The sequence below is a fragment of the Aquabacter albus genome (assembly GCF_040049275.1).
GTDB lineage: Bacteria > Pseudomonadota > Alphaproteobacteria > Rhizobiales > Xanthobacteraceae > Aquabacter.
In genome coordinates this window covers 1-22858 of sequence record NZ_JBDZDT010000006.1, presented here as the reverse complement: position 1 = coordinate 22858, position 22858 = coordinate 1, and the positions used below count along the sequence as shown (strand labels likewise).

Below are 22858 nucleotides of genomic sequence, written 5' to 3'. Positions count from 1 at the left end.
GCCTCAGGCGCCGCCGATCATCTCGCTGATCTTCAAGGCCAGCGCATCGAGCGTGAAGGGCTTGGAGACCATCTCCATTCCCGGCCCCAGGAACCTCGCCTGCTCGACGGCCCGCTCGGTATAGCCGGTCACGAACAGGATCTTCAGGTTCGGGCGTTGCTCGCGCGCGATAGCAGCCAGCTGGCGGCCGTTCATTCCGGGCAGACCAACGTCGGTGATCATCAGGTCCAGGCGAACGTCGGATGACAGGATCGGCATCGCGGCCTGGCTGTCGCTCGCCTCGACGCACCCATAGCCGAGATCGCGCAGCACCTCGCCGATCAGCAGGCGCACTGAAGGATCGTCTTCGACGAGCAGAACTGTCTCGCCCGCGCCCTTCGGCATCTCGGCCAGCCCGCCCTCGGCTGCATCGTGGAGGTCGCCTCTGTGTCTTGGCAGATAGAGGCTCACGGTGGCGCCGGCGCCGGCCTTGCTTTCGATGCGTACATGCCCCCGGGATTGCTTGGCGAAGCCGTAGATCATCGAGAGCCCGAGGCCCGTGCCCTGGCCGATGGGCTTGGTGGTGAAGAAGGGCTCGAAGACCTTCGCGAGCACCTCCGGCTCCATCCCGACGCCGGTGTCCCGCACGCAGATGAGGGTATATTCCCCCGCCTCCAGAACGTCCTGCCTTTGCCGTTCGGCCTGGGCGATGACGGTGTTCGTGGTGGAAATGGTCAGCTTCCCGCCGTCCGCCATGGCATCGCGCGCGTTGATCGCCAGATTGAGAACGGCGTTCTCCAGCTGGTTCGCGTCGGAAAGGGTGGGCCAGAGATCGGGCGCGAGTTCGATCTGAAGCTGGATTTGCTCGCCCAATGAGCGATTGAGCAATTCCTCCATCCCGAGGATGAGCTCGTTCGCATTCACCGCCTGCGGATCGAGAGGCTGGCGGCGCGCGAAAGCGAGCAGGCGGTGCGTGAGCGCGGCCGCGCGGTTCGCCGAGGCGGAGGCAGCATCCATGAAACGCTGCACGTCGCTGTACTGGCCGGCCTTGATCCGCCGCTTGACGAGGTCCATCGCGCCGATGATGCCAGTCAGCAGATTGTTGAAATCGTGCGCGATGCCGCCGGTGAGCTGGCCGATCGCCTCCATCTTCTGGGATTGCCGCAGGCCTTCCTCGGCTTCCTTCAACGCCTGCTCGGCCTCGCGCTCGGCGGTCACGTCGCGTCCCACCGCCTGCAGGAGGCCGTCAGCCGCAACCGCACTCCAGGCCACCCGTCGGAAGCCGTGGTCCCGGGTCCGTATGCGCAATTCGAACAAGCGCGGGGTATGGAACTGGGAGAATGAGTGAAGAATGGCCCGGAAGCCGTCCCGGTCCTCATCGGCGACGAAGTCGGCGATGTCCGCGCCCACAAGGGTCTCTTCGGTCCAGCCGAAGAGCGGGCCCCAGGCGGGATTGATGGCGTTGATGGTGCCATCGAGCTGCGCGACCATCATCACGTCGGTCGAGAGGCGCCACATGCGGTCGCGGTCGGCCGTGCGCTCCGCAACCCGGCGCTCCAGCGTCTGATTGAGGTTTCGCAACGCTTCTTCGGCGGCGCGGCGCTCGTTGACGTCCCGCAGGATCGCGGTGACGAACACCCGCGAATTGCTGAGCCACCGCGAGGCGGATGCTTCCATATAGCTGAGGGAGCCATCCTTGCGCCGAACCACGACCTCGATGGGGTGGTGGAAGGTGCCCTCGGCCAGGACGGTTTTCCAGGCCGCCGACCAGGCCTCCCGATCGTGGAGAAGCGGGCCGATGGGCTGGTTGAGCAGATGCTGCGGCTCATATCCGAGCTTGCTGGCCGCCGCGGTATTGGCGAACTGAATGTTCCCCTCGGCATCGAGGGTGAGGATCGCGTCAGAGGCGCTGTTCATGACCGCGTCGTAGCGCGCATCCTGGCGCTCGCGGAGCACCCGCTCGCGATGGACGGCCGTGGTGATGTCGGCAATCTGGATCAGGCACCAGGAATAGGGCTTCTCGCCCACCGGCCGGACGGTGACGTTATGGAACAACTCGGCTCCAGCCCGCGTCCTGAGAGGAAACAGCTTTGGGTGCAGGCTGTGCGTCAGAAACGCGGACGTGCCCGCGTCAAAGGCCTGGGAGATGGCGGAGGAAAGCCAGCGCGCGTCTCTGCCCGGAAACAGCTCGTCCAGCGTCCTGCCCATGGCCTTCGCCGCTATGAGCCCGCTCGCAGCGGCAAGCCACGCGTTCCATGCAATTACGCGATGGGTCGTATCGACGACGATAAGGCCGGTGTCCTGGGCATCGACCACATCGGCCCAGAAGGTGTTCCCAGGTCCTGGCATGGTCTCAGCTGGGTGCGCCGACTGTTCGCTCGATAAATTCACCGAGCAGCTCCTTCAGCGCCGCCAGGGAGGGCATGTCCATCAGCATAGCGATATAGCCACGAATGTCCCGCTCCCGCACGGCAAAATCTATATATAGGAACATTACGATATCATCGGCCTCGGATATGGGGCTCAGGTTGAAAAAATCAGCCCCTTCTCCACGCAGGATTTCCGGCAAGGACATCTTGAGGCTGCGTTGCAGCAGGTTGGCGATGGTGGCAAGGCAGCTGTTGAGGATGATATTGCCGGTTTCGGCCAATGCCTCCTGTTCCAGCTCGATGATGTCTTCCAGCGGCAATTCCCCGCCGGTGACCGCGCGCACCAGCTCCAGGCTCTTGGTCTCGGGGAAAATCAGCATGACGCGCCCGGCAATATCGCCTTCGAACGCCTGATGGACGGCAACGAGATTTCGATCCTCCCGCTCCCTCAGGATTTCCACCGCCCGCGCAGAACTGACAAGCGCGAGGGTTGGAACCGACAGCAGCACCTGCTCGCCGATCATTTCGCGCAAGCTGACGGCCGCGCGGCTCACGCCGAGATTCACCAGTTCGGTGAGGGCATCCAGTTCCAGGTCAGATAAGGCCGGCGCGGTATTTCCCATCACTTTGCCGCCGGCTTCAGGTGCCCCGCAGCGCCGTTCAGGAACTCCGCCAACAGCTTTTCAGTCAAAGGTTTTGCAAGAAAGGTGGCGCCGATGTCGGTGGCCTTCCTGACGATCTCCTCCTGGTGATTGGCCGACACCACCGCCAAGGGAAGATCGGAATTGATGGCCTTCAGCTCGGCCGCCAGGGTGAGGCCGTCGCGACCCGGCATGTTGAAGTCCAGCAGCGCCAGATCGACTTTCTTCTGCTGCACCTGCGCGAGGGCCTCATCCGCATTGGCGGCTTCGAGATGAGACCAGTCGGGATGAAGCGATCTCAACGCCTTGATGACGGACATCCGGGCCAGTTTGCTGTCGTCGACGATCAGGACGGTGAAGCTCATGAACTCTCCGGAAGGCACGGATGAAGCATCAGAAATCGAGTTTCTTCTATCTCAACTCCACGCAGTCCACAAAGATGCATCAGATAATGCGGCTTGTGAGCGCGGGCGCGACCCAGGTTCGCAGGAAGGCTCCCGCCGGCGGACCCTGCAGCGCAACGCCAGTGGCGAAGAGGACCTGGACGACGGCGGCATGGGCCTGCTCGCACCCGCGCCAGTCCACGCGGGCGGCGGGGCGGGCGCAGAGATGCGAAAGCAGCGTCTCGGCATCTTCCGCCGGGCATTCCCCCTCCAGGAGGAGTGTATCGGGCTCGACGAGGCGGACGGTCATTCGAGCATCTCCTGCACGTCCAGCACCAGCAGCACGCGCCCATCGCCCAGCAGGGTGGTTCCGGCGATACCGCGCATGCCGGTCAGGATGCCGTCCATGGGCTGGAGGATGACATCGAGCCGTTCGCCGAGGCTGTCGACTTCAAATCCGCCCAGTTGCGCGCCCATGCCGACCACCACGATATTTGCGTCCCCTGTCGCGGGGCGGTGTCGGGCCTCGCCGAGCGCCCCTGTCAGCGACACCAGCGGCACGGTCCGGTTGCGCAGGGCGAACGCCTCGGCCGCCCCGATGCGCACGATGCGTCCGCGCGGCACCCGGACCGTCTCCACCACCATGTCCATGGGGATGCCGAAGGCCTGCCCGCCCGCATGCACGGTCATGACGCGCGTGACCATGACGGTGAAGGGCAGGGTGAACCGCACTTTTGTGCCTTTTCCCGGCCGGGTTTCAACGCCCACCCGGCCGCCCATCCGCGCCAGGGAGGTCCGCACCGCATCCATCCCGACACCTCGCCCGGAAAGGTCCGTGACGGTGTCCGCGGTCGAGAAACCGGGCCGGAAGATCAAATCGAGCACCTCGGCGTCGCCCATGGCGGTGACCGCCTCGGCCGTGGCGACGCCTCGCTCGGCAGCGATCTGGCGAATGCGCGCGACATCGATGCCGCCGCCATCGTCCTGCACCTCCACCAAAACATTCTCGCCTTGGCGCACCGCGCGCAGATGCACCGTTGCGAGGTCGGGCTTCCCCGCTGCCGCCCGGCGCGAGGCGGGTTCGATGCCATGATCGACGGCGTTGCGGATGACATGAAGCAACGGCTCGAAGAGGGCCTCCACGATGGCCTTGTCCGCCTCGGTGGCGTCGCCCTCCGTGACCAGCTGCGCCGGCTTCCCGAGCTCCGCCGAAATCTCCCGCACCAGCCGGGGAAATCTCTGGAAGACGTGGCGCAGGGGGAGAACCCGCAGGCGCAGGACCGCGCCCTGGAGTTCGTCCATCAGCCGTTCCAGCAGCGCGTGCTGGTCCTTCAGGCCGGCGGCGATGGTGGGGAGGTCCGCGCCCTTATGGGCCAGCCGCGAGAGGTGCCCCACCGCATTCTTCGCGATGGTCAGCTCCCCGGTGAGCTTCACCAGGGCATCGATCCGCTCCACATCCACCCGGAGCGTCCGTGCCACGGTCTCCTGGGGGCTCGGCGCCCCCGATCCTTCGGCTTCGACCGAAGGGGCGGCGGGGCCGGCAAGCGCCATGCCGATGGCCGAGGACAGGAGGCCGGCATCATTCGCCTCTTCGCTGGCCGCCAGGGCCCGGGATACGCTCTCCGCCAGGATAGCCTCACCCACATGCCGCAGCACGTTCACGGCCACCCGGCCGGCCGAAGAGAGCCGCCCGGAGGCGCCCTCGCCACCATGGCCCGCCAGCAGCCGGACTTGCGCTTCCAGCAGCGCCCGCGCCGGGGCGGGCAGCGAAGATCCCTCCGGCTGGTCCGCCGTGGGCTCATCGAGCGGAACGATGTCCACCTGATCGCGCACGGCTTCCAGGAGCCCTTCCACCGTCTCGGGCGGCCCGGACAGCAGCGCCAGAAAGACCAGGCGGCAGGTGAAGGGGTCGAGTTCCTCCGGGATGGGCCAAGGCCCGGCCGGCTCCAGGCGAAGGGCGAGCAAGCCCGGAAGGGCCTCCACGCGCTTTAGCGGATCCTCGCCCCGGAAGAAGCTGTCGGGGGCGGGGCGATAGCGCAAGGCGGTTCGTGCCGTGCCCGCCGCAGTCGACCCTTCCAGCAGGTCGCGCACCCAGCGATCACCCGGAGCCGCCGCTGCGGGCGCGGGCGCTGGCACCTCGCCAAAGCGGCGCGCGATGGCGGCGGCGCTCGCCTCCGCATCGGTCGGCGGCTCGCCGGTTGCTTCCATATGGTCGAGCCACTGCACCACCTGATCAAGGCAGGTGAGATAGTCGCCGACCCGCGCGGGCGTTATCGGCTGGGCTTGCGCGCGGGACTGGGAAAGTGCGTCCTCCGCCGCGTGCAGCGCGCGTGCCATGGCATCGAAATCCACGATGCCGGCCGCGCCCTTGAGCGTGTGGAAGGCACGGAATGCGCTGTCGAGGCGGCCCGCATCGCCCGGCGTGTGTTCGAGCGCCAGCAGATCATCGGTGGCTTGCGTCACCAGCTCGCGCGCCTCGATGAGGAATTGCTGGAGCAGTTCGTTCACGCGCCCGCTCCGCACATCAGGGCGGCATAGTCCGCAAGAATGCTCTGGCTCACCGGCTTCACCAGATAGAAGTTCGCCCCTGCCGCCTGCGCCGCCGCGAAGTCCTGCGGGCCGGCCTCCGTGCTGATCACCAGCGCCGGAATGGCGCATAGCGGCCGAGCCTGCCGCCGCAGGGCTTTCAGGAAGGTGAAGCCATCCATTTGCGGCATGTTCACATCGACCACCACGAGGTCGGCGGGGGTGAGAAGCAGCTTCTCCAGCGCTTCGAGGCCGTTCAGCGCCTCGTCGACCTCATAGCCGGCACCTTCGAGTGCTTCGCGATAATAGAGCCGCACGAGGCCGGCATCGTCCACCACGAGGACCCGTTTCCTCACGTTCTCAGCCATCGGCGCCTCCTCCCGGCTTCTGGTAGACGATGGCATCCGCATATCGGCGCACTTCGAACAAAGGCGATATGCGGCTCATGGATTCCGTGTGCCCAAGGCAAAGATATCCGCCGGGCGCGAGGTTCTCGAACAGATTCTCGGCCGCGACCCGGCGCGACGCATCATCGAAATAGATCAGGACGTTCCGGCAGAAGATCACATCGAAGACGCCATGGCTCCTGGTCTGCCCGGGCTCGGACAGGTTGACGGGCGTGAAGCGAACCGACTGGCGCAGCTCCTCGATGATGTGCCAGCTCTCCGGCCCGGCCTGGACGAAATACTTCTCCACCAGCGCGTCCGACAGCCGCATCAAGGCCCGCCGGCCATAACGCCCGGCGCGCGCGGCCTCCAGGACGGCGGTGTCGATGTCGGAGCCGATGATCTCCACATCGTGCTCATCCACCTGCGGCCAGTTCTCAAGCAGCCACATGGCGATCGAATAAGGCTCCTCACCGGTGGCGCAGGGCGCAGACCAGATGCGGATCGCCTCGCCCGGGGCCTTGTCTTTCAAGCGCCTGTTCAACAGGTCGGTGGTGAGGCAACGGAACTGGTGATCTTCCCGGTAGAAATACGTCTCGTTGACCGTGAAGGCATTGATGAACTGCTCGGTCTCGCCCGCCACGTCGCTGCGCAGCCGGGCGAAGTAGCTGGCGAAGGACGCGGACCCGGTGGCGGCCATGCGCTCGGCGATCCGCCGCTGCACGAAGTAGCGTTTGCTGTCGGAGAAGATCATTCCGGTTCGCCGGTAGAGGAAGTCGCAGAGCCTGCGGAATTCCTCGTCGGTCTCGCCCGCTTCATTCACGTTGGTCAGGTCTTTGCGAGGCGATACGCTGGATGGCGACCTTGATCGAAAAGGCAAGGAAGGGGTCGTTGCCGAAGCGGTTCGCGCATTGGGAAAGGGCAGGGAGCATTTCCCGCCCTCCGCAATCGGCGAGCACGTCCACGGCTGCGGCGCAGACATTGGCCTCGCTCTCCGTCGCCAGCAGTCGCCCGAGCATCTCGTGCATTTGGGCGAGCGGCACGCTGCGGCAGAGTTCGCAGGCAAGAAGGCGCACGTCGGAATCCGGATCGCTCAGCAATGCCGGCAGATGGCCGGCGGTCCGCTCCGGCATGGCGCGCAGCGCGTCGAGGGCGCCGGTCCGCACGCGGGCATCGTCCGAGCGCACATGCTGGAGCACGGCCCTCACGCTTTCATCGGTGTTGATGAGGGCCAGGCTCGTGAAGATCGCCTCGCGCACACGGGGGTCCCGCTCTTCCGAAAGCGCGGCCTCGAGGGCCGCCACGTTCCCCGCGGAGTTGGCGGCGGCGCGCGCGGCGGCCCACCGCTCCTCGCTCGTGCCGCTCGTCAGGCCGGCGTGCGACGGCGGCGGAGCGGATGGCTTTTGAGAGGTGTTGCGGATCAGCGGCATGAGGGGACCAATCCAAGCAGGCAGCCGGAAATGGCGGGAAGGGGCACGACGAAGTCCGCTCCATCCCTTCGGACCAGTTCACCCGGCATGCCCCAGACAACGGCCGTCTCCTCGGCCTCCGCGATGGTTCGCCCGCCCTGATGATGCAGCAGCGCCATTGCCTCGGCGCCGTCATTTCCCATTCCCGTCATCAGGATGCCTATGAGCTGGCTTGCGGGCAGGTGGTCCATCGCGCTGCGCACCAGACGGTCCGCGCTCGGGTGCCAAGGATATCCAGCCTGGGACGGTGCCGCCATGGCCATCAGGCCCGCCGCCCGCCGCGCAACGATGAGATCGGCATCGCCCCGCCCGATATAGACGTGGCCGGGCTGGAGGAGGGTCGGTTGGGCGGCCTCCATGACCGTGACCGCGCACAGAGTGTCGAGGCGCTGCGCCAGCGGCCCGGTGAATGTTGCCGGCATGTGCTGCGCCACCAGGACCGGCCAGGGGAAACCGGCGGGGAGGGCGGTCAGGAGGGCTTCGAGGGCCGGCGGGCCCCCGGTGGAGGTGCCCACCAGCACGAGGCCTTCCCCGGACGCCTGTGGAACAGGGGTTCGCCGGGGGGATGATTCACGCTTCGGGCTAGCGGCTGCGCGGGTGCCGATGCGGTGGCGCACGCGCTCCTTCAGCCGCAGGCTGGCCCTCAGCTTTGCCTGGGCCGCCCCGCGCACCTTCGCGACCAGCTCGGCCGCCATCTTCTCGATATGCAGCGAGACGGCGCCCGTGGGCTTGGCGACGAAGTCCACCGCGCCCAGACGAAGTGCCTCCAGCGTGGCGTCCGCGCCTTCCGCGGTCAGCGAGGAAACCATCACCACCGGGCGCGGCCGCTCCACCATGATGCGGTCGAGGCACGCGAGCCCGTCCATCTGGGGCATGTGGACGTCCAGGGTGATGACGTCGGGCTCGAAAACCGCCAATTGATCGAGGGCCTCGACGCCGTTCCGGGCGAACCGCACCTCGAAGTCGGGCTCTGCGGCCAGAACCTGGCCCAGAAGTTTCCGCACCAGGGCGGAATCGTCCACCACCAGGATCTTGATCACAAATCGACGCGCCCCGTGCGGGCGGCGAACGCGTCCAGCAGACCTTGCTCGGTCCGCGTCAGAAGCTCCTGCGGGTCGAGCAGCAGAACCATGCGCCCCTCTTCCGGCAGGTTGACGACGCCGTGGACCAGGCGGGTCTCCTCGCCCGCAAGGTCCGGCGCCGGCTCGATCATGTCCTGCGACGTGCGCAGGACATGGGAGACGCTGTCGACGATGATCCCGGCGCGGTGGCGCGCAGTGCGGGTGACCACGAGCCGGCGTCCGGCGCCGCTCTCAAGCGGCGGCATGCCGAACCTGCGGCGTTGATCCACCACGGGAAGAACCTCGCCGCGCAGGTTCACCACGCCTTCCAGGAAGGCTGGCGTCTTCGGCACCCGCGTGAAACGCGTCGGCACCGATGCCACCTCATCGACCGCGTCCACGGGAAGGCCGAACTCGTTCTCACCCAGCCGGAACACCAGGAAGTGCAGCGGCTTTTTTTCCCCGGCCGCAGCTTCGGCCGCCACCGGAGATGACGCATTCCCCGCCGCTAAACGCTGCATGACGTCCTCCCCGAACAGATGCTCGGGCGCGAGGACCGAGACCAGCCTGCGGCCCTCCTCCGCACGATAGATGGACCTGATCCGCGCTTCCCCCCCGGTGCGGGCTGCGAGAACGGACGGCACAGGTTCCATCAGCTCCGGATCGATGGGCAGGACGGAGCGCATGCGGTCCACCATCAGCCCCACCATCGCGCCGTGAACGCTGGTGACGATGACCTTCTCGCGTTCGTCCCGCTCGCCCTCCGGCAGGCCCAGCAGGCCCCGCAGCGAGAACAGGGGCAGGAGGGTGTCGCGATAGGGCATCATGCCAAGCACCAGGGCTTCGGCCCGCGGCATGAGGGTGAAGCGCCCGGGGACGGGGACGATCTCCCGCGCATCCTCCAGCGCGAGGGCAAACTCCTGGCCCGCGACCTCGAATGTCACCATCCGCCCGCGATGCGCCGTGCCCTTCTCGCCATCCCAGGCGACCTCGAGATCAAGCCCCTCGCGAACGGGTCGGCGGTTTGATGCGCGCTGTGCGAAGGCGCTGCCGATCAGCCCCGTTATGTCCAAGATCTTGGCGACCGTTCCGCTTTCGCCGGCGCCATAGGGAAACGCACCGTTCAGCCGCTCTCCCGGCGCAGCGGCCAGTTCCGCCTGGCGGGTTTCGATGCCGTCGGCATCCACCGCGACAAGGGCCTCGACCTTGTCCACCGTGAGCGCGATGGGCGCGCCGCCTTTCAGCACTATGGCAACGCCGGCGGGCTGGGGGCTGTCGGTTTCCCGCGCCAGCAGCCCGCGCAGGCTCGCCACCGGCAGTGCGGTGCCCCGCAGGTTGCCGATGCCGAGAAGGCTCTTGGGGGCCATGGGCACCCGCGCCACCTGCGGCACAGAGATGATCTCGCTCACCATCTCGACCGGCAGGGCATAGAGGTCCGCGTCCGACCGCAAGGTCAGGAAGCGTCGCCGGTCGCCGGCCGGCTTCAAGGCGGGCTGAGCGCGGTCAGCCATTTTGTGTCTTCAGCTCATCTGCGAGCGAGGCGATCTCCTCGATGGCGGCCGCGAGATCCTCCGCGCCCTTGGCCTGCTCCGTCGCGGCCGTGGCCGCCTGGCGGGCCGCGGCGCCGGCTTCTTCGGCGGCGGCGGAAATCTGCCGCGCGCCGGCCGCGGTCTCTTCCACGGCGGAAAGAATGTCGCTGGCGCCCTGCAAGATCTGCGTGGCTGCCGCGCTGAGCGCGGCCACATCCCCGTCCAGCTTCTGCAGGGTGGCGGAGATGACGGTGTTGTTCTGCAACTGGGCTTCGGCGGATGTGATGAACTGCTCGAGATCGCGCTTCAGCGCATTCACCTGATCGAGAATGCCCTGGACCGTGTCCTTGACGCTCCCCATGCTGTCCGACGCCTCGTGCGCCAGGGAGCGGATGTCTTTGGAGACCACGGCGAAGCCCCGGCCGAACTCGCCGGCCCGCGCTGCTTCCACGGCCCCGCTCACGGCCAGCATGGTGGTTTGGACGGCCACCAGCGCGATGGCGTCGACGGTCTTCTCGATGGTCCGCCCCAGGGTTTCGATGCGCAGGATGGCGCTGAGGTTGCCGCGCGCCGCCTCCAGCCCCGCCGTCATTCCGCGGGACAGGCTTTCGACCGAGGCGCGGCTGTCCTGCAGCGCGGCGATCATGAGCTGGATGCGGTCGCCTGCAACGGTGGCATTCTTCTGGGCCAGCTTGGCGCTGTTCTCTATCTGCGTGAGCGCGGCCGAGGTCTGCTGGGTGGCGGCCGCCTGCTGCTGGGATCCACGATTGATCTGATCGACCGCAGCCATGATCTGGCTGGCGGCGCTCGACAGCTCCTGGATGGTGGCGGAAAGCTCCTCCGCCGTCGCGCTGATCTGCTCGGCGGCAGTGCCGTCCGCCCCGCCGGAGCGCACGGCTTCGCTCAAGGTGGCGAGCATCTGCGCCGCGGTCAGGCCCTGATCGAGCGACTGCGCCTGCTGGGCGATGGCCTGCTGGGCCTCGGCCGCCGCAGCGGACTGCTGCTCGGCCGCCGACGCGACTTGCTCTGAACCCCGCTGGGCCTCCGTTGCGGAGCGTTCGGCCTCAATGGATCCGGTGAGCGTATCCTCGCTGCCCTGGGATATCCGGTTCATGTCCAGGCGGATGGCGTCGAGCGTTTCGACCACCAGCAGGCCCGCCTTGGCCTCCTCGGTTGCTGTCTGCGCCGATGCCTGGATGGACACGGCCACGCCGCGCACGTCGGCGCTGATGCGTTCCGCGAGCCGCTGGACCTCCTGTGCGCTCAAGTCCGACTGCTCGGCAAGCGTACGCACCTCCTCAGCGACGACGGCAAAGCCCCGTCCGTGATCGCCGGCCCGCGCCGCTTCAATGGCGGCATTCAACGCAAGCATGTTGGTCTGGTCGGCGAGGCCGCTGACGGTCCGGCTGATCTCGCCGATGGCCAGTGCGCGCTGCTCCAGCTCCGCGATGACCGTGACGGACCCGCTTTGGCGCTCGGCATTGTGCTCGATGGCCCGCACCGTGGTGGCGATCTGCACCGTGGTCTCGGACAGCACCTCCTGGACGGCCTCCGTCTTGCGCCGGGAGGATTCCGCATGGGTCCGGGCAGTGCCGAAACTGCGGGATATTTGAAAGATGGCCGCCAGTTGCTCCTGCGACGCGCCGGCGGCTTCCTCGGCGCCGGCTGCGGTCTGCTCCATGGCCTGGCGGAGCTCCTCGGCCGCGGCTGACGCTTCGCTCAGCCCGCTCGCCAATTGCTCCGTGGCCGCCGCCAGACGTTCGGAGAGCTTGTCGTGCGTGGTTTTTGCCGGGCTTTTTCGCCGCGCTGCGGGAGCGGTTGAGGCTGGTGACTTCGTTTCCGGATCAGCGTTCCGCGCCCGCGTGGCAATTTTGGAGCTTTTGACCAGAGCCATGCTGCGCTCGCTTCAGGAGGGGCCTCGACGACAAGCGTCTTGGTTACCACGTGAAGATCATCACGTACAAAAGGGAAAGGGGAATGGCTGGAGCCGCCTGGAGGAGGACACGCGCCATCTCCGGGCTGGATCAATGCCGTAGTGGCTCCAGCCTTTGGCATGGCCGAACTGTGCCCTGCTTGCTCCTGTGGGTGATGGCCATCTATCGTGGTTGGAACCTGCCTTCGGCGCGCCCAAAGGCTCCCGGCCCGGGTTGGGCAAACCGATGAGCGCCAGGACGCCTCCCATGACCAACATCATCTTGCAGGACCTCGCACCGACCGGCGTCCTGCGCGCCGGCATCAACCTCTCCAACTTCCTGCTGGTTTCCGGCCGCACCTCCTCCGGCGACCCGGAAGGAGTCTCACCCGATATGGCGGCGGCCATTGCAGAGCGGCTTGGCGTGCCGGTGCGCTATGTGCCCTTTCCCCGGCCAGACGCGCTGGCTGAAGCGGCCGGGCAGGATGTTTGGGACATCGCCCTCATCGGCGCCGAGCCGGCGCGGGCGGAGAAGATCGCCTTCACGGAGGCCTATGCCGAGATCGAATCCACCTATCTCGTTCCCGCCGGCTCGCCGATCGGCGCGCTGGCGGAGGTGGACCGGGAGGGTGTGCGCATCAGTGTGAGCGGTGGCAGCGCCTATGATCTCTGGCTGGCGCGCAACATCCGCCATGCGGAAGTCCGGCGCGCACCGAGCATCGATGCCTCCCTCCAGCTTTTCATCGATGAGAAACTGGATGCCCTTGCGGGCCTGCGTCCCCGTCTGCTGGCGGACGCCGAGCGCCTGCCCGGATCGCGGGTCCTGGAGGGAGGCTTCACCACCGTGCAGCAGGCCATCGGCACCGCGCGGGCGAATGCGGCAGGGGCGGCCTTCTTGCAGGATTTCGTCACGGAGGCGAAGCGCAGCCGCCTTGTGGAACGCCTGATCGACCGGCACGGCGTCAAAGGGCTCACCGCGGCGCGCTAGCCCGCCGTGACCCTCGGGCGATCGATCCTTTAGAGGCGAATCCGCTGCCTCGGGGTCTCAATGGTGCGCCGTCGATCACCGAGGCGTGGCTATATCGTCAAACCAGCCATTGGTGGCCGGTGGCGCTTGTGAAGTCGAGTTGGACGACGAGATCGTTGTAGTCGAGATCGCCGCCGCCCACCTGGTCTTCCCAGCCCCAGGTGTTCAGGCCGTAATTCCAGATATGGCCCACGTGGAGGCCGTCCGCTCCGGTTTCGTTGGCCTGCGCGAATGCCGAGAAGACCTGCTTGTCGGACATCAGCTCCATGGCGATGAGGTCGCCACCGTTCACGCCGGTGATCTCGGCTTGCGCGTATTTCCCGTAGCCCGCGCCTTCGACCCAGGTGTGGCCCTCCGTCGTCTGATAGGCGCGGGCGTGGGCCGCAGCCTCGTAGCCTGCGTCGCCCGGCTTCAGGCCATCGATGGTGCCGGCGTAATCGTCCACCCGGTAGAACAGAACGGCGTTGGACTGCGTGCCGTTCTGGCGCATGCGCACCACGGCGGTCTGGTCGTCCGCTGCATCCACGGTCTGCGCGACCGCGACCACCCGCGCCACCTGCACCTCCCCCGCATCGGCGCCGAAGGTCACGAAGCCGTACGGGTTCGACAGCGACGCCTGCGGCGCGGAGGCCGCCATCCCGCCGATCTCCACGCTCAGGCTCGCGCCGGCATCGATGTTGGCCTGGAGCGCGCGCCCATGGGAGAGCTGGTCGAACGCGGTGACGAGATCTGAGGAGAAGTCTGGCTGGAGCACCTGCTGGGCGAACTGGTTCGACCACGCATAGGCACCCGCCTTGTGGATGTCGAACGAGAGCGTGGTTCCATCAATTCCAATGCTCACTTGGGACTCGCTCGAGAGCGTGGACTGGAAGATCAGGCTCTCCGATACGCCGCCGGTCCATCCGGTGCTCGCATTGCCGGCGAGCACGCCCGGCGTGTCGAACGACCACTGGGCATGGGCGATGGCGGTGAGTGCCCGCGCCAGCAGCAGACCGTTGGGCGTGCCGAGGCCGGTCGCATAATCGTAGCCTTGGCCGGCCTCGTAGCCATAGCCGGTCGGCGTGATGCTGCTCGTGCTCTTCGAGCCGTCTTCGTTGTAGATGATGCTGGTCGTGGAGCCGCCACCAAAGTAGCTGGATGTGTTGTTGCCGATGGTGATGTCGTTGAACGATGCTGGCGCCACCACGGCGGCGATATAGAGCAGGTCGTTCATGTAGCCGGGGCGCGGCAGGCCCTGATCCTCGAAAATGGTCTGGATCTGGAGCGTGAGCGCGGCCCAGAGCGGCGTCGCGGCACTGGTGCCGATGTCGCCTCCATGGCTGGTCATGTCGCCGCTGGGCAGATCGTATCTGAGGTTGCCGCCTGACGCCGCCGAGACGTCGGGGACGCCGCGTCCCGTGCCGCCGTCCGGCCCGGCGGAGATTGGATGAAGGCCATAGTCGGTCTGATAGCCGGGCGTCGGCTGGGTGGTATCGACGCCGCCTCCGCCGGCCTGGACGGGAGAATTGAAGCCCGGATTGAGCGTGTCGATGCCCGCATCATATTTGTAGCGGTTCCACACCGTCTCAACCAGGACGGCCCATGTCTCGTCATCGTGGGGCAGGTCCTTCAGACCCGCCTGGACCAGGGTGTGAAGGACATCGAGATTCCCGTTCTTCGCGCGGCTGACCAGATGGCTGAGCGTGGGATCGTCGAGCGCGGTTCCCAAGGTGCTCAGCGAGGTGCCGCCCACCATGATGCCATAGAGGCTGGTCTGGTCCTGAAGCACGTTCGGCAGGCCGTTTGCGATCCTGTGGCTCGATCCGACGTCGCCTGCCGCCGTGAATGCGGCGATGTTGCGTAGCGCGGCATCCACGAACAGTTCGCGATAAGCGGCGAGGAAGGGGGAATCCGGAGAGTTCGACATCCAGTCCGTATAGGAGGACGAGATCACCCCGGGATTGTTGACCAGATCCCAGATGGCTCCCTGGAAGGCCGTGTAATAGCTCATGTCGGCGAAGGACGACCCGGTATAGAGCCCCACCTGGCTGCCGGGATTGATCCCGGCGACGACGCCCACATCCAGCGAGCGCTCGCCCGAATTGGTTCCCCCATCGAGCCATTGCTGTGGGGCGCCCACGACGTAGTAGCCGGCTTGCTGCGCGTTCGTGAACTTGGCAAGATAGCTATTGAGCAGATCCTGGAAGGAGCCCGCGGGCAGCGCAGCGCCGATAAGGGGTTCCACCAGGGCGAGAGGGTCGGTCACCGCGCTGGAGTCGGTCAGCGGGAAATTGTAGAGCTTCGCGATCGCGTCAGGATAGAGCACCGCCGAGGTCGCGGCGTAATTGCCAATGACCTGCGCTCCGTCCTTCGGCGTCGCGGGCGTATTGGTGCCCGGCATCGCCATCTCGTTGGGCGAGGTGATGTAGTCCACCCACAGACCCGAAATGGCCGAGGCCCAGGGTTGGGACAAGGAGAGGTTGCCGTCCCAATAGAGGACGTTCGGCATGTCGCCGGTATTGTCCGAGGCGCGGAGGCCGAGCAGGGGCGTGCCGAACAGCTGATTGAACTGGCTGCTGTCGAGCTGCACCCAGATGGTCCGCGATTCCGGAGAGCTGACATAGCCCTCATCCGAACCGAGGATGGTGATCCCCTGCAATTTCAAGCTCTCGGCGACCGTCGCATATGTGCCGGCATCGGCGCCGAAGGTGTTCCAGAGCGTGCCCGAGGCGTTGAGCAGGGCGAGAGACTTCTGGCGGTCGGCCCAGTCCGCGCTGAGGAGCGCGGAGGGATCGTTTGCCCGTTCCAGCGTCAGCCCGACTGTCATGGTGACCGTGTTGCCGGTTACCGTATAGGCGTCGCTGTCCGCGTAGCCATAGGCGGTGGGAACGTCGGTCGTGGTGGTCCGATTCCAGGCTGAGAAATCGAGAAAGGACGAATTGGGAATTTGCGGCATTAGAAAAACATGACTCACACCGACATCAATGGCCGCATTATGTGCGGCTGCGAAATGCGCCACAAGAAGCCCGGGGCCTACCAAGCCCGTGCCGGCTGCATTTTGAACTCCAGGCTCATAACCAATAACCGACGATTGCGCGGTGCAGACGGCGACCATGAAGTTACGGCGGGGCGGTCATCGTGTCTGGTGATGCGCGCGGCTAGACCAGCTTATCCGCCGGCCTCGTTCTTCCTGCTGCCCGCATGGCCGCTGACGGTGGCGCCGTCCTCGGGCCGGAGCTGGAAGAACCCCGGCACACCGAGGAGCGGGATAATCCCGATCATCAGAAATGCCTCGTGGAAGCGCTCCGTGGTGAGTGGCAGGCCGTCTTGGGTGAGGAGGCCGAGCAGCATGGCAGCGACAGACACGCCAAAGGAGACGCTGAGCTGCTGGAGCACGCCGCCGAGGCTGGTGGCGCGGCTGAGCTGGGCTGCCGGAATCTCCGCGTAGGACAGCGTGTTGGACGTCATGAACTGCGCCGAGCGGGCCAGCCCGAAGATGATGACGTAGAGGCAGATGAACCAGTGCGGCGTGTCCGGTTTCATGAAGGCGAAGCCGGCGATGATGAGCGCAGAGGCGACCGCGCTCCAGGTGAGGATGTGTCCGAAGCCGTAGAGCCGCATGAGCCAGGACAGGGACCGGCGCATGAACAGCGCGCCGAAGGCGGACACGAAGGTGAGGGAGCCGGAGACGATGGGGCTCATGCCGAAGCCGAGTTGAAGCATGAGCGGCAGAAGGAAGGGGACTCCGTTGATGCCGATCCGGGTCAGCCCGCCGAACACCGTACCGATGCGAAAGGAGCGAACCCGGAAGAGCGTGAGGTCCACCGCCGGGGCCTTGGCGGTGCGGGCATGCCGGGCAAACAGCAGGAGGAGGACCACCGCAACGACGATCACCGCGACGATGGCCGGCACGGGGATGGTGGGCCGACCGATGTTCTCGATGCCGTATTCCAGCAACGCGCAGCCGACGCCGACCATGAGAAAGCCGGGAAAATCGAAGCTCGCCGAGCTTTCGCTCGTGCGCTCCTCGACGAAATGCAGCGCCATCAGCATGCCGATGATGCCGAACGGCACGTTGACATAGAAGATCCAGCGCCAGGACACATAGGTGGTGAGCACGCCGCCGAGCAGAGGGCCGATCACCGGGCCCATGATCGCGGGCACGGTCATGTAGGTCATGGCCGTGATGAGCTGGCTGCGCGGGAAGCTGCGGATCAGGATCAACCGGCCGACCGGTGTCATCATCGCCCCACCGATGCCCTGGAGCGCGCGGGTGGCGATCAGCATGGGAAAGCTGGTGGCCATGCCGCACAGCATGGAACCGAGGGTAAAGGTGAACAGCGCCAGGGCGAAGATGCGGCGCGCGCCGAAGCGGTCCGCAAACCAGCCGCTCACCGGGATGAACATGGCGAGCGCCAGCACATAGGTGGTCACCGCGAGATTCATGCTCAGCGGCGGTGTATCGAGGCTGTGCGCGATATCCGGGATGGCGGTAACAATGATGGTGGAGTCGAGTTGCTCCATCAGGAAGGCGAGGCCCACCACGATCGGGATGATCAGGCGCAGGCGGGGATCACGTTCCGTGGCGAAGGTCGGCCCTTCAGACGCTTTGTCCGAAACAGTCATTACGCAATGGCCCGGCTTCTTGCTGCCGACGGATAACCCGTCGGTTTGCCGCTGCCCGGCAAGCGGGCGCCTTCTGCGTTCCAATCATCAGGCTGGCGTGGGCGCAATACCTCGTGGCGCATGGCTCTGAAGAGGCATCCGGCAGGATCGCGCATCTCCTCTAGCGTAAGAGGCACGGCGCCCGTGCATCACGCGCTCGGCCCGGTGCGCCGACGCGCGGGCACGGATGGCAGCGACGTGTTCAGCACCGGTCGGCTTGGCCGCGGGCCGAAGGAGCGCCGATCTATCGTCGTTCAGGTTGGATCATCAGTGAATGTTGGCCATCGAGCGATAATAGTGCTCTGCATATTGCAGATAGTTCTCCGCTGCGATGGCGTCGCCTTTGGCCGTCTCTGCGCGAGCAAGCTCGGTGAAATGCTCGTATTTCCGACGGGCATCGTCGCCGCTGCCTGATGGGGGACGGGCCTTCCGGGGCGCCCGTTGTGCTTTCTGTTGTGTGTTCATGGATCTCTAGCCGATCTGGTCGGCAATGATTTTCCTGAGCTCTTCGCGAGACAGTCCGCAGGGTTGTGGCTGCCAGTCGGGGCTGGAACGAAGAGGCGTGGGTGCGGGTCGAGGCGCGATGCGCTGTTCAGTCGTATTGTTCATGGGTCTCCAAGGCGGTGGCGCACAGTGCTGCCACGGCAGACCTTCCGGATGTGCCGGTGGTCGAAATGAGTTTGGGAGTTTGGGGCTCGGGCGCCGTGCGTCCGGTAAGCCGAACTTGGTCGGCTGATGGGAATGTGGGGGCAGACTGAGTCTTTTGAAAGGCCGGCGCGCCAGATTATCCGCTTCTAGTCGGCAGCTTTAGCCTCCGTCGCGCCTTGCGTCTTGGGGGCAGTCGCAACGCCCCGTGACCACACCTCAGCGGCCCGCCAGCGCTCGTGTGACCTGGGCGACGCCACCGGGCGGCTGCCGAATGGGCAAGGAAGGAATGTCGAGGCTGGCCGCGCTACATGTCCGCGGAGCACACAGGTGTGTAGGCCGCAGCGACAAAGCGCTCACATGCTGATGTCCGAATCTCCTCGCTGCAGCCCCCTGGGGAAGCGGCAGCCTCCGTCCGCGGTTGGCACGACCTTTGCGGGATCATGCAGCGCCTTCGATGGCGCTGAATAACAACGCTGCCGATCAAAAGAAATAGGCAGCGGCAGGGAGGGAAGAATGCGCTTCGTGCGTCTTGCCGCGAGCCTTGCGCTCGCCACCATGGTGCTGCCGGGCAGTGCCTCAGCCCAGTCCTATCCCAATAAAGCCATTGATCTCATCGTCCCATTCGCACCGGGTGGCTCAACCACCCTGAGTGGGCGCGCCGTGGCGCAGGCATTGGAGGAATATTGGAAGGTCCCGGTTCGCGTGGTCTCCAAACCGGGAGGAAACACCATTCCGGCGGTTGAGGAAGTCATGCGGGCCCCTCCAGACGGCTACACGCTTCTGATCGATTCCGCGGCATCCGCCTCCATGCTGGAGGTGGTGGTGAAGAACCCTCCAACTCCGGTCATGAACCGCACCTTCGTGGTGTCGGTCGCCCAGACGCCACAGGTTTTTGTGGTGGCGGCGGACTCGCCATTCAAGACCATGCAGGAGGCCATTGATCAGTTGAAGAAGGACCCCGGGAGCTTCACCTGGACCTCGCTGGGTGGCGCGGGCGGACAGGATTTCGCGTTCCGCGCTTTGTTCAAGGCGGCGGGGGTCGACATCAAGCATACGCGGCCCGTCGCCACCAAGGGAGGCAGCGAGCCTGGAACCATGGCCGCGGGTGGGCACGTGATGATGGGCGCCGGCTCCTGGGTCTCCATGGCGCCGATGCTGCAGGCGGGCAAGGTGCGGGCCTTGGCGGTGGCGTCTCCAGAACGCTTGCCCAACTTGCCCGACGTGCCGTGCATGGCGGAACTGGGCTATCCCTCGGTCCAGATCCTGTTCTGGACCGCCGTTTCCGGGCCTCCCGGTCTGCCGGCATCGGTCACCAAGGTGTGGGACGACAGCCTGAAGGCTGTTTCTAAGGATCCGAAGTTTCTCGATGCCATGAAAAATCTTGGCATGGTTCCCTTCCTGAAGGATTCCGCCGAATTGCGGTCCTATGTCCAAGAAGAAAAGAAGACCGTCGAGGCTCTTTGGGCCATCGGCCCATGAACCGGGCACGGCATACAAACTTATCTGGGAGAAACGAGATGCCAGCAACCGGACGGACGAAGACCGTTCTGTGCACGTTCATGGATATAGCGGCGGAAGAGGAGCCGGGGTTCAAGGACTGGTACAATCGAGAGCATATGCGCGACCGCATTCTCGGATTGCCGGGGTTCGTGCGTGGGCGTCGCTATATCAATGTCAGCCCCGGCCCGAAATACTTCGCTTTCTACGAGGCGGAGGACAAATACATCCTGCAATCACCGGACTATCTGAAGCTTGTGACGAATCCGGACCCGGCGAGCCGCCACTACATCACGCGATTCAAGAACGCCATCCGGACTGTCGCGCGGGTGTCGGGCTCCTTGGGCGAAGCCGAGGGAACAGCGCTTGCGGTGATTCCGTTCTCTCCCTCTTCGCAGGAGGAGGAGGGCCTGCGCAGCCACCTCCTGGAGCAGGCGGCACCCTTTCTGATGCAGCAGCCCGGCATCATCGCGTGCCAGCTGCTCGAGCGGGACGAAACCCTTTCTGCCAGCGCAAGCGGACAGCATGTGCGGCGGGGCGACCGCACGCTCGATTGGGCATTGCTGGTCGAGGGAAATGACGTCGAGGATTTGCGCGATGCGGTCTCAAAGGCCGGATCGATGCTGGGGAGCGTGAGTACCGCGCCTCTTGCCGGCGTCACCTACCTTCGGCAGCTGTACCGCGTCTCTCCAAACTGACCGGGCGCCGACGATAAGACTGAGGCGATCCATGGTTTCCCCCATGGATCGCCTCAGCGGCGCCCAAGCCTGTGCGCGCGTAGTTGCGCGGGCGAGGGGCCACCTGTTCAGCGATGGTCGGCTTGGTGGCGGCCTCAAGGAGGGCCATCTCTCTGCGATGGGGCCGGGCAGCTGACCGCAACCTGATTTGCGGGCGCATGTTCTGCACAAGCTAAGCGCGGATAGCATCGGAGCGGCGCCAGCCTCCCGAAACACGATTGCTGGCGCCAATCCGGCCGAAGCCAAAGCGGCCATGCGCCCCGCTGGGCTCCATCTCAGCGGGGCGCAATTGCAAAGGTGGAAAACCGAAGACGGGGAGGCACCAAAAAAGTCGTATCGGTGGCGGTTTCGTTGGCGGCGGCATGTGAGCATCAAGGGTCGCTTAGCCAAAACCCTTGAAAAGATTGGTGGCCCGGCAGGATGAGCGATGGAAGGCGTGTGGGCGGATCTGATTCTTGTGCGATTTTAGGTTGGTCGCCTGTACCCCAGAACGAGAAGATCCTCCCGCGGAACTCCAGAGAACCGTTGGCTGGAAAGGTTTCGATCCGCGCCTCTGCATGAGAGGCGACCCGCCGCGCGCTCTCCGAGGACGGAGGTGCGTCATGTTTCGATCCACGCCTCTGCATGAGAGGCGATGCGGTCCATGTTCCAATGCCGCGCATGCTCCAATGCGAACGCGAAGGAAGCCAGCGTCTTGCCCCCGCCCGTGGGCACCTCCAAGGTGAAAATGCCCTTCGGCATGTGCGCCTTGCCGCGCCGTGGGCCAAGATGTCCCGGCGGAGCAGGTTCAGCGGAGCCTGGCGCCGGTCCTCGGGCAGTTGCTCCAGCTTCTCCGTCATATGGCGGTCGAATGCAGCTATCAGGCAGTCCACATGCTCGCCCAAAAGAGGCCATGTGCGATCGACAATTCGCCCTTCGGTCTCAACGTAATGAGCCTTGGTATCGAGAAAATCCGCGTCTACCAAACAGGAGAAAATCGCCCGGCCGAGAAAGGCCATCTGGAACGCAATCCGCTCTTTGTCCTGGATAAGGCTGAATCCGGTCGGCATCAGGTTCATGGCCTGCGGCGCCACCTCATCCCGCCAGTGAGGGAGGAGCGAGGGAATTGCCCGTGTCCTGGGGTCCAGCCGGTCGTTCAGCGAACCCGATATGCCGGCACGATCCGGCAGTCCGGCATGATGGCCGGCAATAGCATAGCTCAGCAACTCCGCGACAAGTTTGGCGGGCCGAGACTCGGCGAGCCGAAGCACCTCCCGGGCGCCAGCCGTTGAGTGATCGACGCTATTGCCACGCCCCTGAATATAAGACTGGAAAGGCTCGGAATATTTCCCGAGATCGTGCAGGAGGCCGGCCAGGCCTGCCGCCTCCGACGCTCCAAACTTGCCTCCAAATCTGGCGGCCTCTTCGGCAACATTCTCTAAATGTTTAAATAGTGGCTGCCAATCAGAACGATCAGTGCGAACTGTAGAATGTGCGTAACACATATTTCGAGTGTACATGGTGATAGATCTTCGATCATATTATTTTATTATTGATATCATACCCTAAATCTAATTGATGATTACTATCAAGGTGCTGCAGAAATTTAATAAGCGAAAAACTAGCAGCGCTTCCATGAGGGTTTATTATCGGTCAAGCCTAAAGCATGCAGTGTATGTCTCATGATTGTGCTGAGTGTGCATAATTTAAAAATTTTGAGACACAACTGCGCATACAGCAAACGCAATAGCTTAGGCATCTCTGTTCTTAGTCTCAAAACTCACGCAATTTCAGTGAGCTACATTCGCAGCGGCTTCCGCCCTTGACCCATCTCAGAAGTTCGTAACGTCCGCTAAGTAGAGTTACGGCAGCGATTCCTCGCTCCTGCTCTTGGTTCGAAGCGCCAACAAACGTCCGGGATTTGGTTCCACACGCACGCCGCGCTGGCCTGCCGCCGGTTTTGTGGACACCAGGTTAAGCTAATTTAGCTCGCTCCTCGAACTCGATCGGGCTCAGATAGCCTAGCGTCGAGTGCCTGCGTCGGCGATTGTAGAAGCGCTCGATGTAGTCG

At 65.1% G+C, this 22858-nt stretch carries 19 protein-coding genes; 3 read left to right on the top strand and 16 right to left on the bottom strand.

Annotation, left to right across the window (positions count from 1 at the left end):
• Positions 1–3: 3 nt before the first annotated feature.
• The 11 genes from ABLE91_RS15725 to ABLE91_RS15675 all read right to left on the bottom strand — a co-directional run bounded on the left by ABLE91_RS15725 (position 4) and on the right by ABLE91_RS15675 (position 12024).
• The gene (locus tag ABLE91_RS15725) at positions 4–2328 is read right to left on the bottom strand and encodes a PAS domain-containing hybrid sensor histidine kinase/response regulator (protein WP_348932125.1); all 2325 of its coding nucleotides are present in this window, start codon (positions 2326–2328) and stop codon (positions 4–6) included.
• Positions 2329–2332: 4 nt separating this feature from the next.
• The gene (locus tag ABLE91_RS15720) at positions 2333–2971 is read right to left on the bottom strand and encodes a chemotaxis protein CheX (protein ID WP_348932124.1); all 639 of its coding nucleotides are present in this window, start codon (positions 2969–2971) and stop codon (positions 2333–2335) included.
• Entirely contained in the window at positions 2971–3354 is a 384-nt protein-coding gene (locus ABLE91_RS15715) for a response regulator transcription factor (RefSeq protein ID WP_348932123.1), read from the bottom strand. Before ABLE91_RS15715 ends, ABLE91_RS15720 begins: the two co-directional genes overlap by 1 nt.
• 79 nt (positions 3355–3433) lie before the next feature.
• Positions 3434–3682, bottom strand: a complete 249-nt coding sequence (locus ABLE91_RS15710) for a hypothetical protein (RefSeq protein WP_348932121.1) — start codon at positions 3680–3682, stop codon at positions 3434–3436.
• A complete protein-coding gene (locus ABLE91_RS15705) occupies positions 3679–5880 on the bottom strand; it encodes a chemotaxis protein CheA (RefSeq protein WP_348932120.1) in 2202 nt (733 codons plus the stop codon). Before ABLE91_RS15705 ends, ABLE91_RS15710 begins: the two co-directional genes overlap by 4 nt.
• Complete coding sequence (locus tag ABLE91_RS15700) at positions 5877–6266, bottom strand: response regulator (protein WP_348932118.1); 390 nt, start codon at positions 6264–6266, stop codon at positions 5877–5879. Before ABLE91_RS15700 ends, ABLE91_RS15705 begins: the two co-directional genes overlap by 4 nt.
• Positions 6259–7107 carry a CheR family methyltransferase gene (locus ABLE91_RS15695; protein ID WP_348932116.1) on the bottom strand — a complete coding sequence of 283 codons (849 nt, stop codon included), beginning with the start codon at positions 7105–7107 and terminating at the stop codon, positions 6259–6261. The genes ABLE91_RS15700 and ABLE91_RS15695 overlap by 8 nt, the downstream gene beginning before the upstream one ends.
• The gene (locus ABLE91_RS15690; RefSeq protein WP_348932114.1) at positions 7100–7714 is read right to left on the bottom strand and encodes a HEAT repeat domain-containing protein; all 615 of its coding nucleotides are present in this window, start codon (positions 7712–7714) and stop codon (positions 7100–7102) included. The genes ABLE91_RS15695 and ABLE91_RS15690 overlap by 8 nt, the downstream gene beginning before the upstream one ends.
• Positions 7705–8793, bottom strand: a complete 1089-nt coding sequence (cheB, locus tag ABLE91_RS15685; RefSeq protein ID WP_348932112.1) for a chemotaxis-specific protein-glutamate methyltransferase CheB — start codon at positions 8791–8793, stop codon at positions 7705–7707. Before cheB ends, ABLE91_RS15690 begins: the two co-directional genes overlap by 10 nt.
• Positions 8790–10325, bottom strand: coding sequence for a chemotaxis protein CheW (locus ABLE91_RS15680; protein WP_348932110.1), 1536 nt, complete (start codon positions 10323–10325; stop codon positions 8790–8792). The genes cheB and ABLE91_RS15680 overlap by 4 nt, the downstream gene beginning before the upstream one ends.
• Positions 10318–12024, bottom strand: a complete 1707-nt coding sequence (locus tag ABLE91_RS15675; protein ID WP_348932108.1) for a methyl-accepting chemotaxis protein — start codon at positions 12022–12024, stop codon at positions 10318–10320. The genes ABLE91_RS15680 and ABLE91_RS15675 overlap by 8 nt, the downstream gene beginning before the upstream one ends.
• A 499-nt stretch (positions 12025–12523) precedes the next feature.
• Here ABLE91_RS15675 and ABLE91_RS15670 point away from each other — a divergent pair, with 499 nt between their 5' ends.
• Complete coding sequence (locus tag ABLE91_RS15670) at positions 12524–13243, top strand: transporter substrate-binding domain-containing protein (protein ID WP_348932105.1); 720 nt, start codon at positions 12524–12526, stop codon at positions 13241–13243.
• Between the two features lie 97 nt (positions 13244–13340).
• On the opposite strand, the gene ABLE91_RS15665 is transcribed toward ABLE91_RS15670, so the two are convergent.
• The 3 genes from ABLE91_RS15665 to ABLE91_RS15655 form a co-directional block, all read right to left on the bottom strand.
• Entirely contained in the window at positions 13341–16217 is a 2877-nt protein-coding gene (locus ABLE91_RS15665; RefSeq protein WP_348932102.1) for a DUF4114 domain-containing protein, read from the bottom strand.
• A 212-nt stretch (positions 16218–16429) separates the two neighbouring features.
• A complete protein-coding gene (locus tag ABLE91_RS15660; protein WP_348932099.1) occupies positions 16430–17887 on the bottom strand; it encodes a DHA2 family efflux MFS transporter permease subunit in 1458 nt (485 codons plus the stop codon).
• 306 nt (positions 17888–18193) lie between these two features.
• Positions 18194–18391, bottom strand: a complete 198-nt coding sequence (locus tag ABLE91_RS15655; RefSeq protein WP_348932097.1) for a DUF4167 domain-containing protein — start codon at positions 18389–18391, stop codon at positions 18194–18196.
• A 738-nt stretch (positions 18392–19129) separates the two neighbouring features.
• Here ABLE91_RS15655 and ABLE91_RS15650 point away from each other — a divergent pair.
• Both ABLE91_RS15650 and ABLE91_RS15645 read left to right on the top strand, forming a co-directional pair.
• Positions 19130–20053 carry a tripartite tricarboxylate transporter substrate binding protein gene (locus tag ABLE91_RS15650; RefSeq protein ID WP_348932096.1) on the top strand — a complete coding sequence of 308 codons (924 nt, stop codon included), beginning with the start codon at positions 19130–19132 and terminating at the stop codon, positions 20051–20053.
• Positions 20054–20091: 38 nt separating this feature from the next.
• Positions 20092–20769 (top strand): hypothetical protein, encoded by a 678-nt coding sequence (locus ABLE91_RS15645; RefSeq protein WP_348932094.1) that lies wholly within the window; start codon positions 20092–20094, stop codon positions 20767–20769.
• A gap of 410 nt (positions 20770–21179) precedes the next feature.
• On the opposite strand, the gene ABLE91_RS15640 is transcribed toward ABLE91_RS15645, so the two are convergent.
• Both ABLE91_RS15640 and ABLE91_RS15635 read right to left on the bottom strand, forming a co-directional pair.
• Positions 21180–22307, bottom strand: a complete 1128-nt coding sequence (locus tag ABLE91_RS15640; protein WP_348932093.1) for a CRISPR-associated endonuclease Cas3'' — start codon at positions 22305–22307, stop codon at positions 21180–21182.
• A 454-nt stretch (positions 22308–22761) separates the two neighbouring features.
• Positions 22762–22858, bottom strand: a 97-nt coding sequence (locus tag ABLE91_RS15635; protein WP_348930610.1) for an IS3 family transposase, incomplete at its 5' end; no start/stop codon positions are given.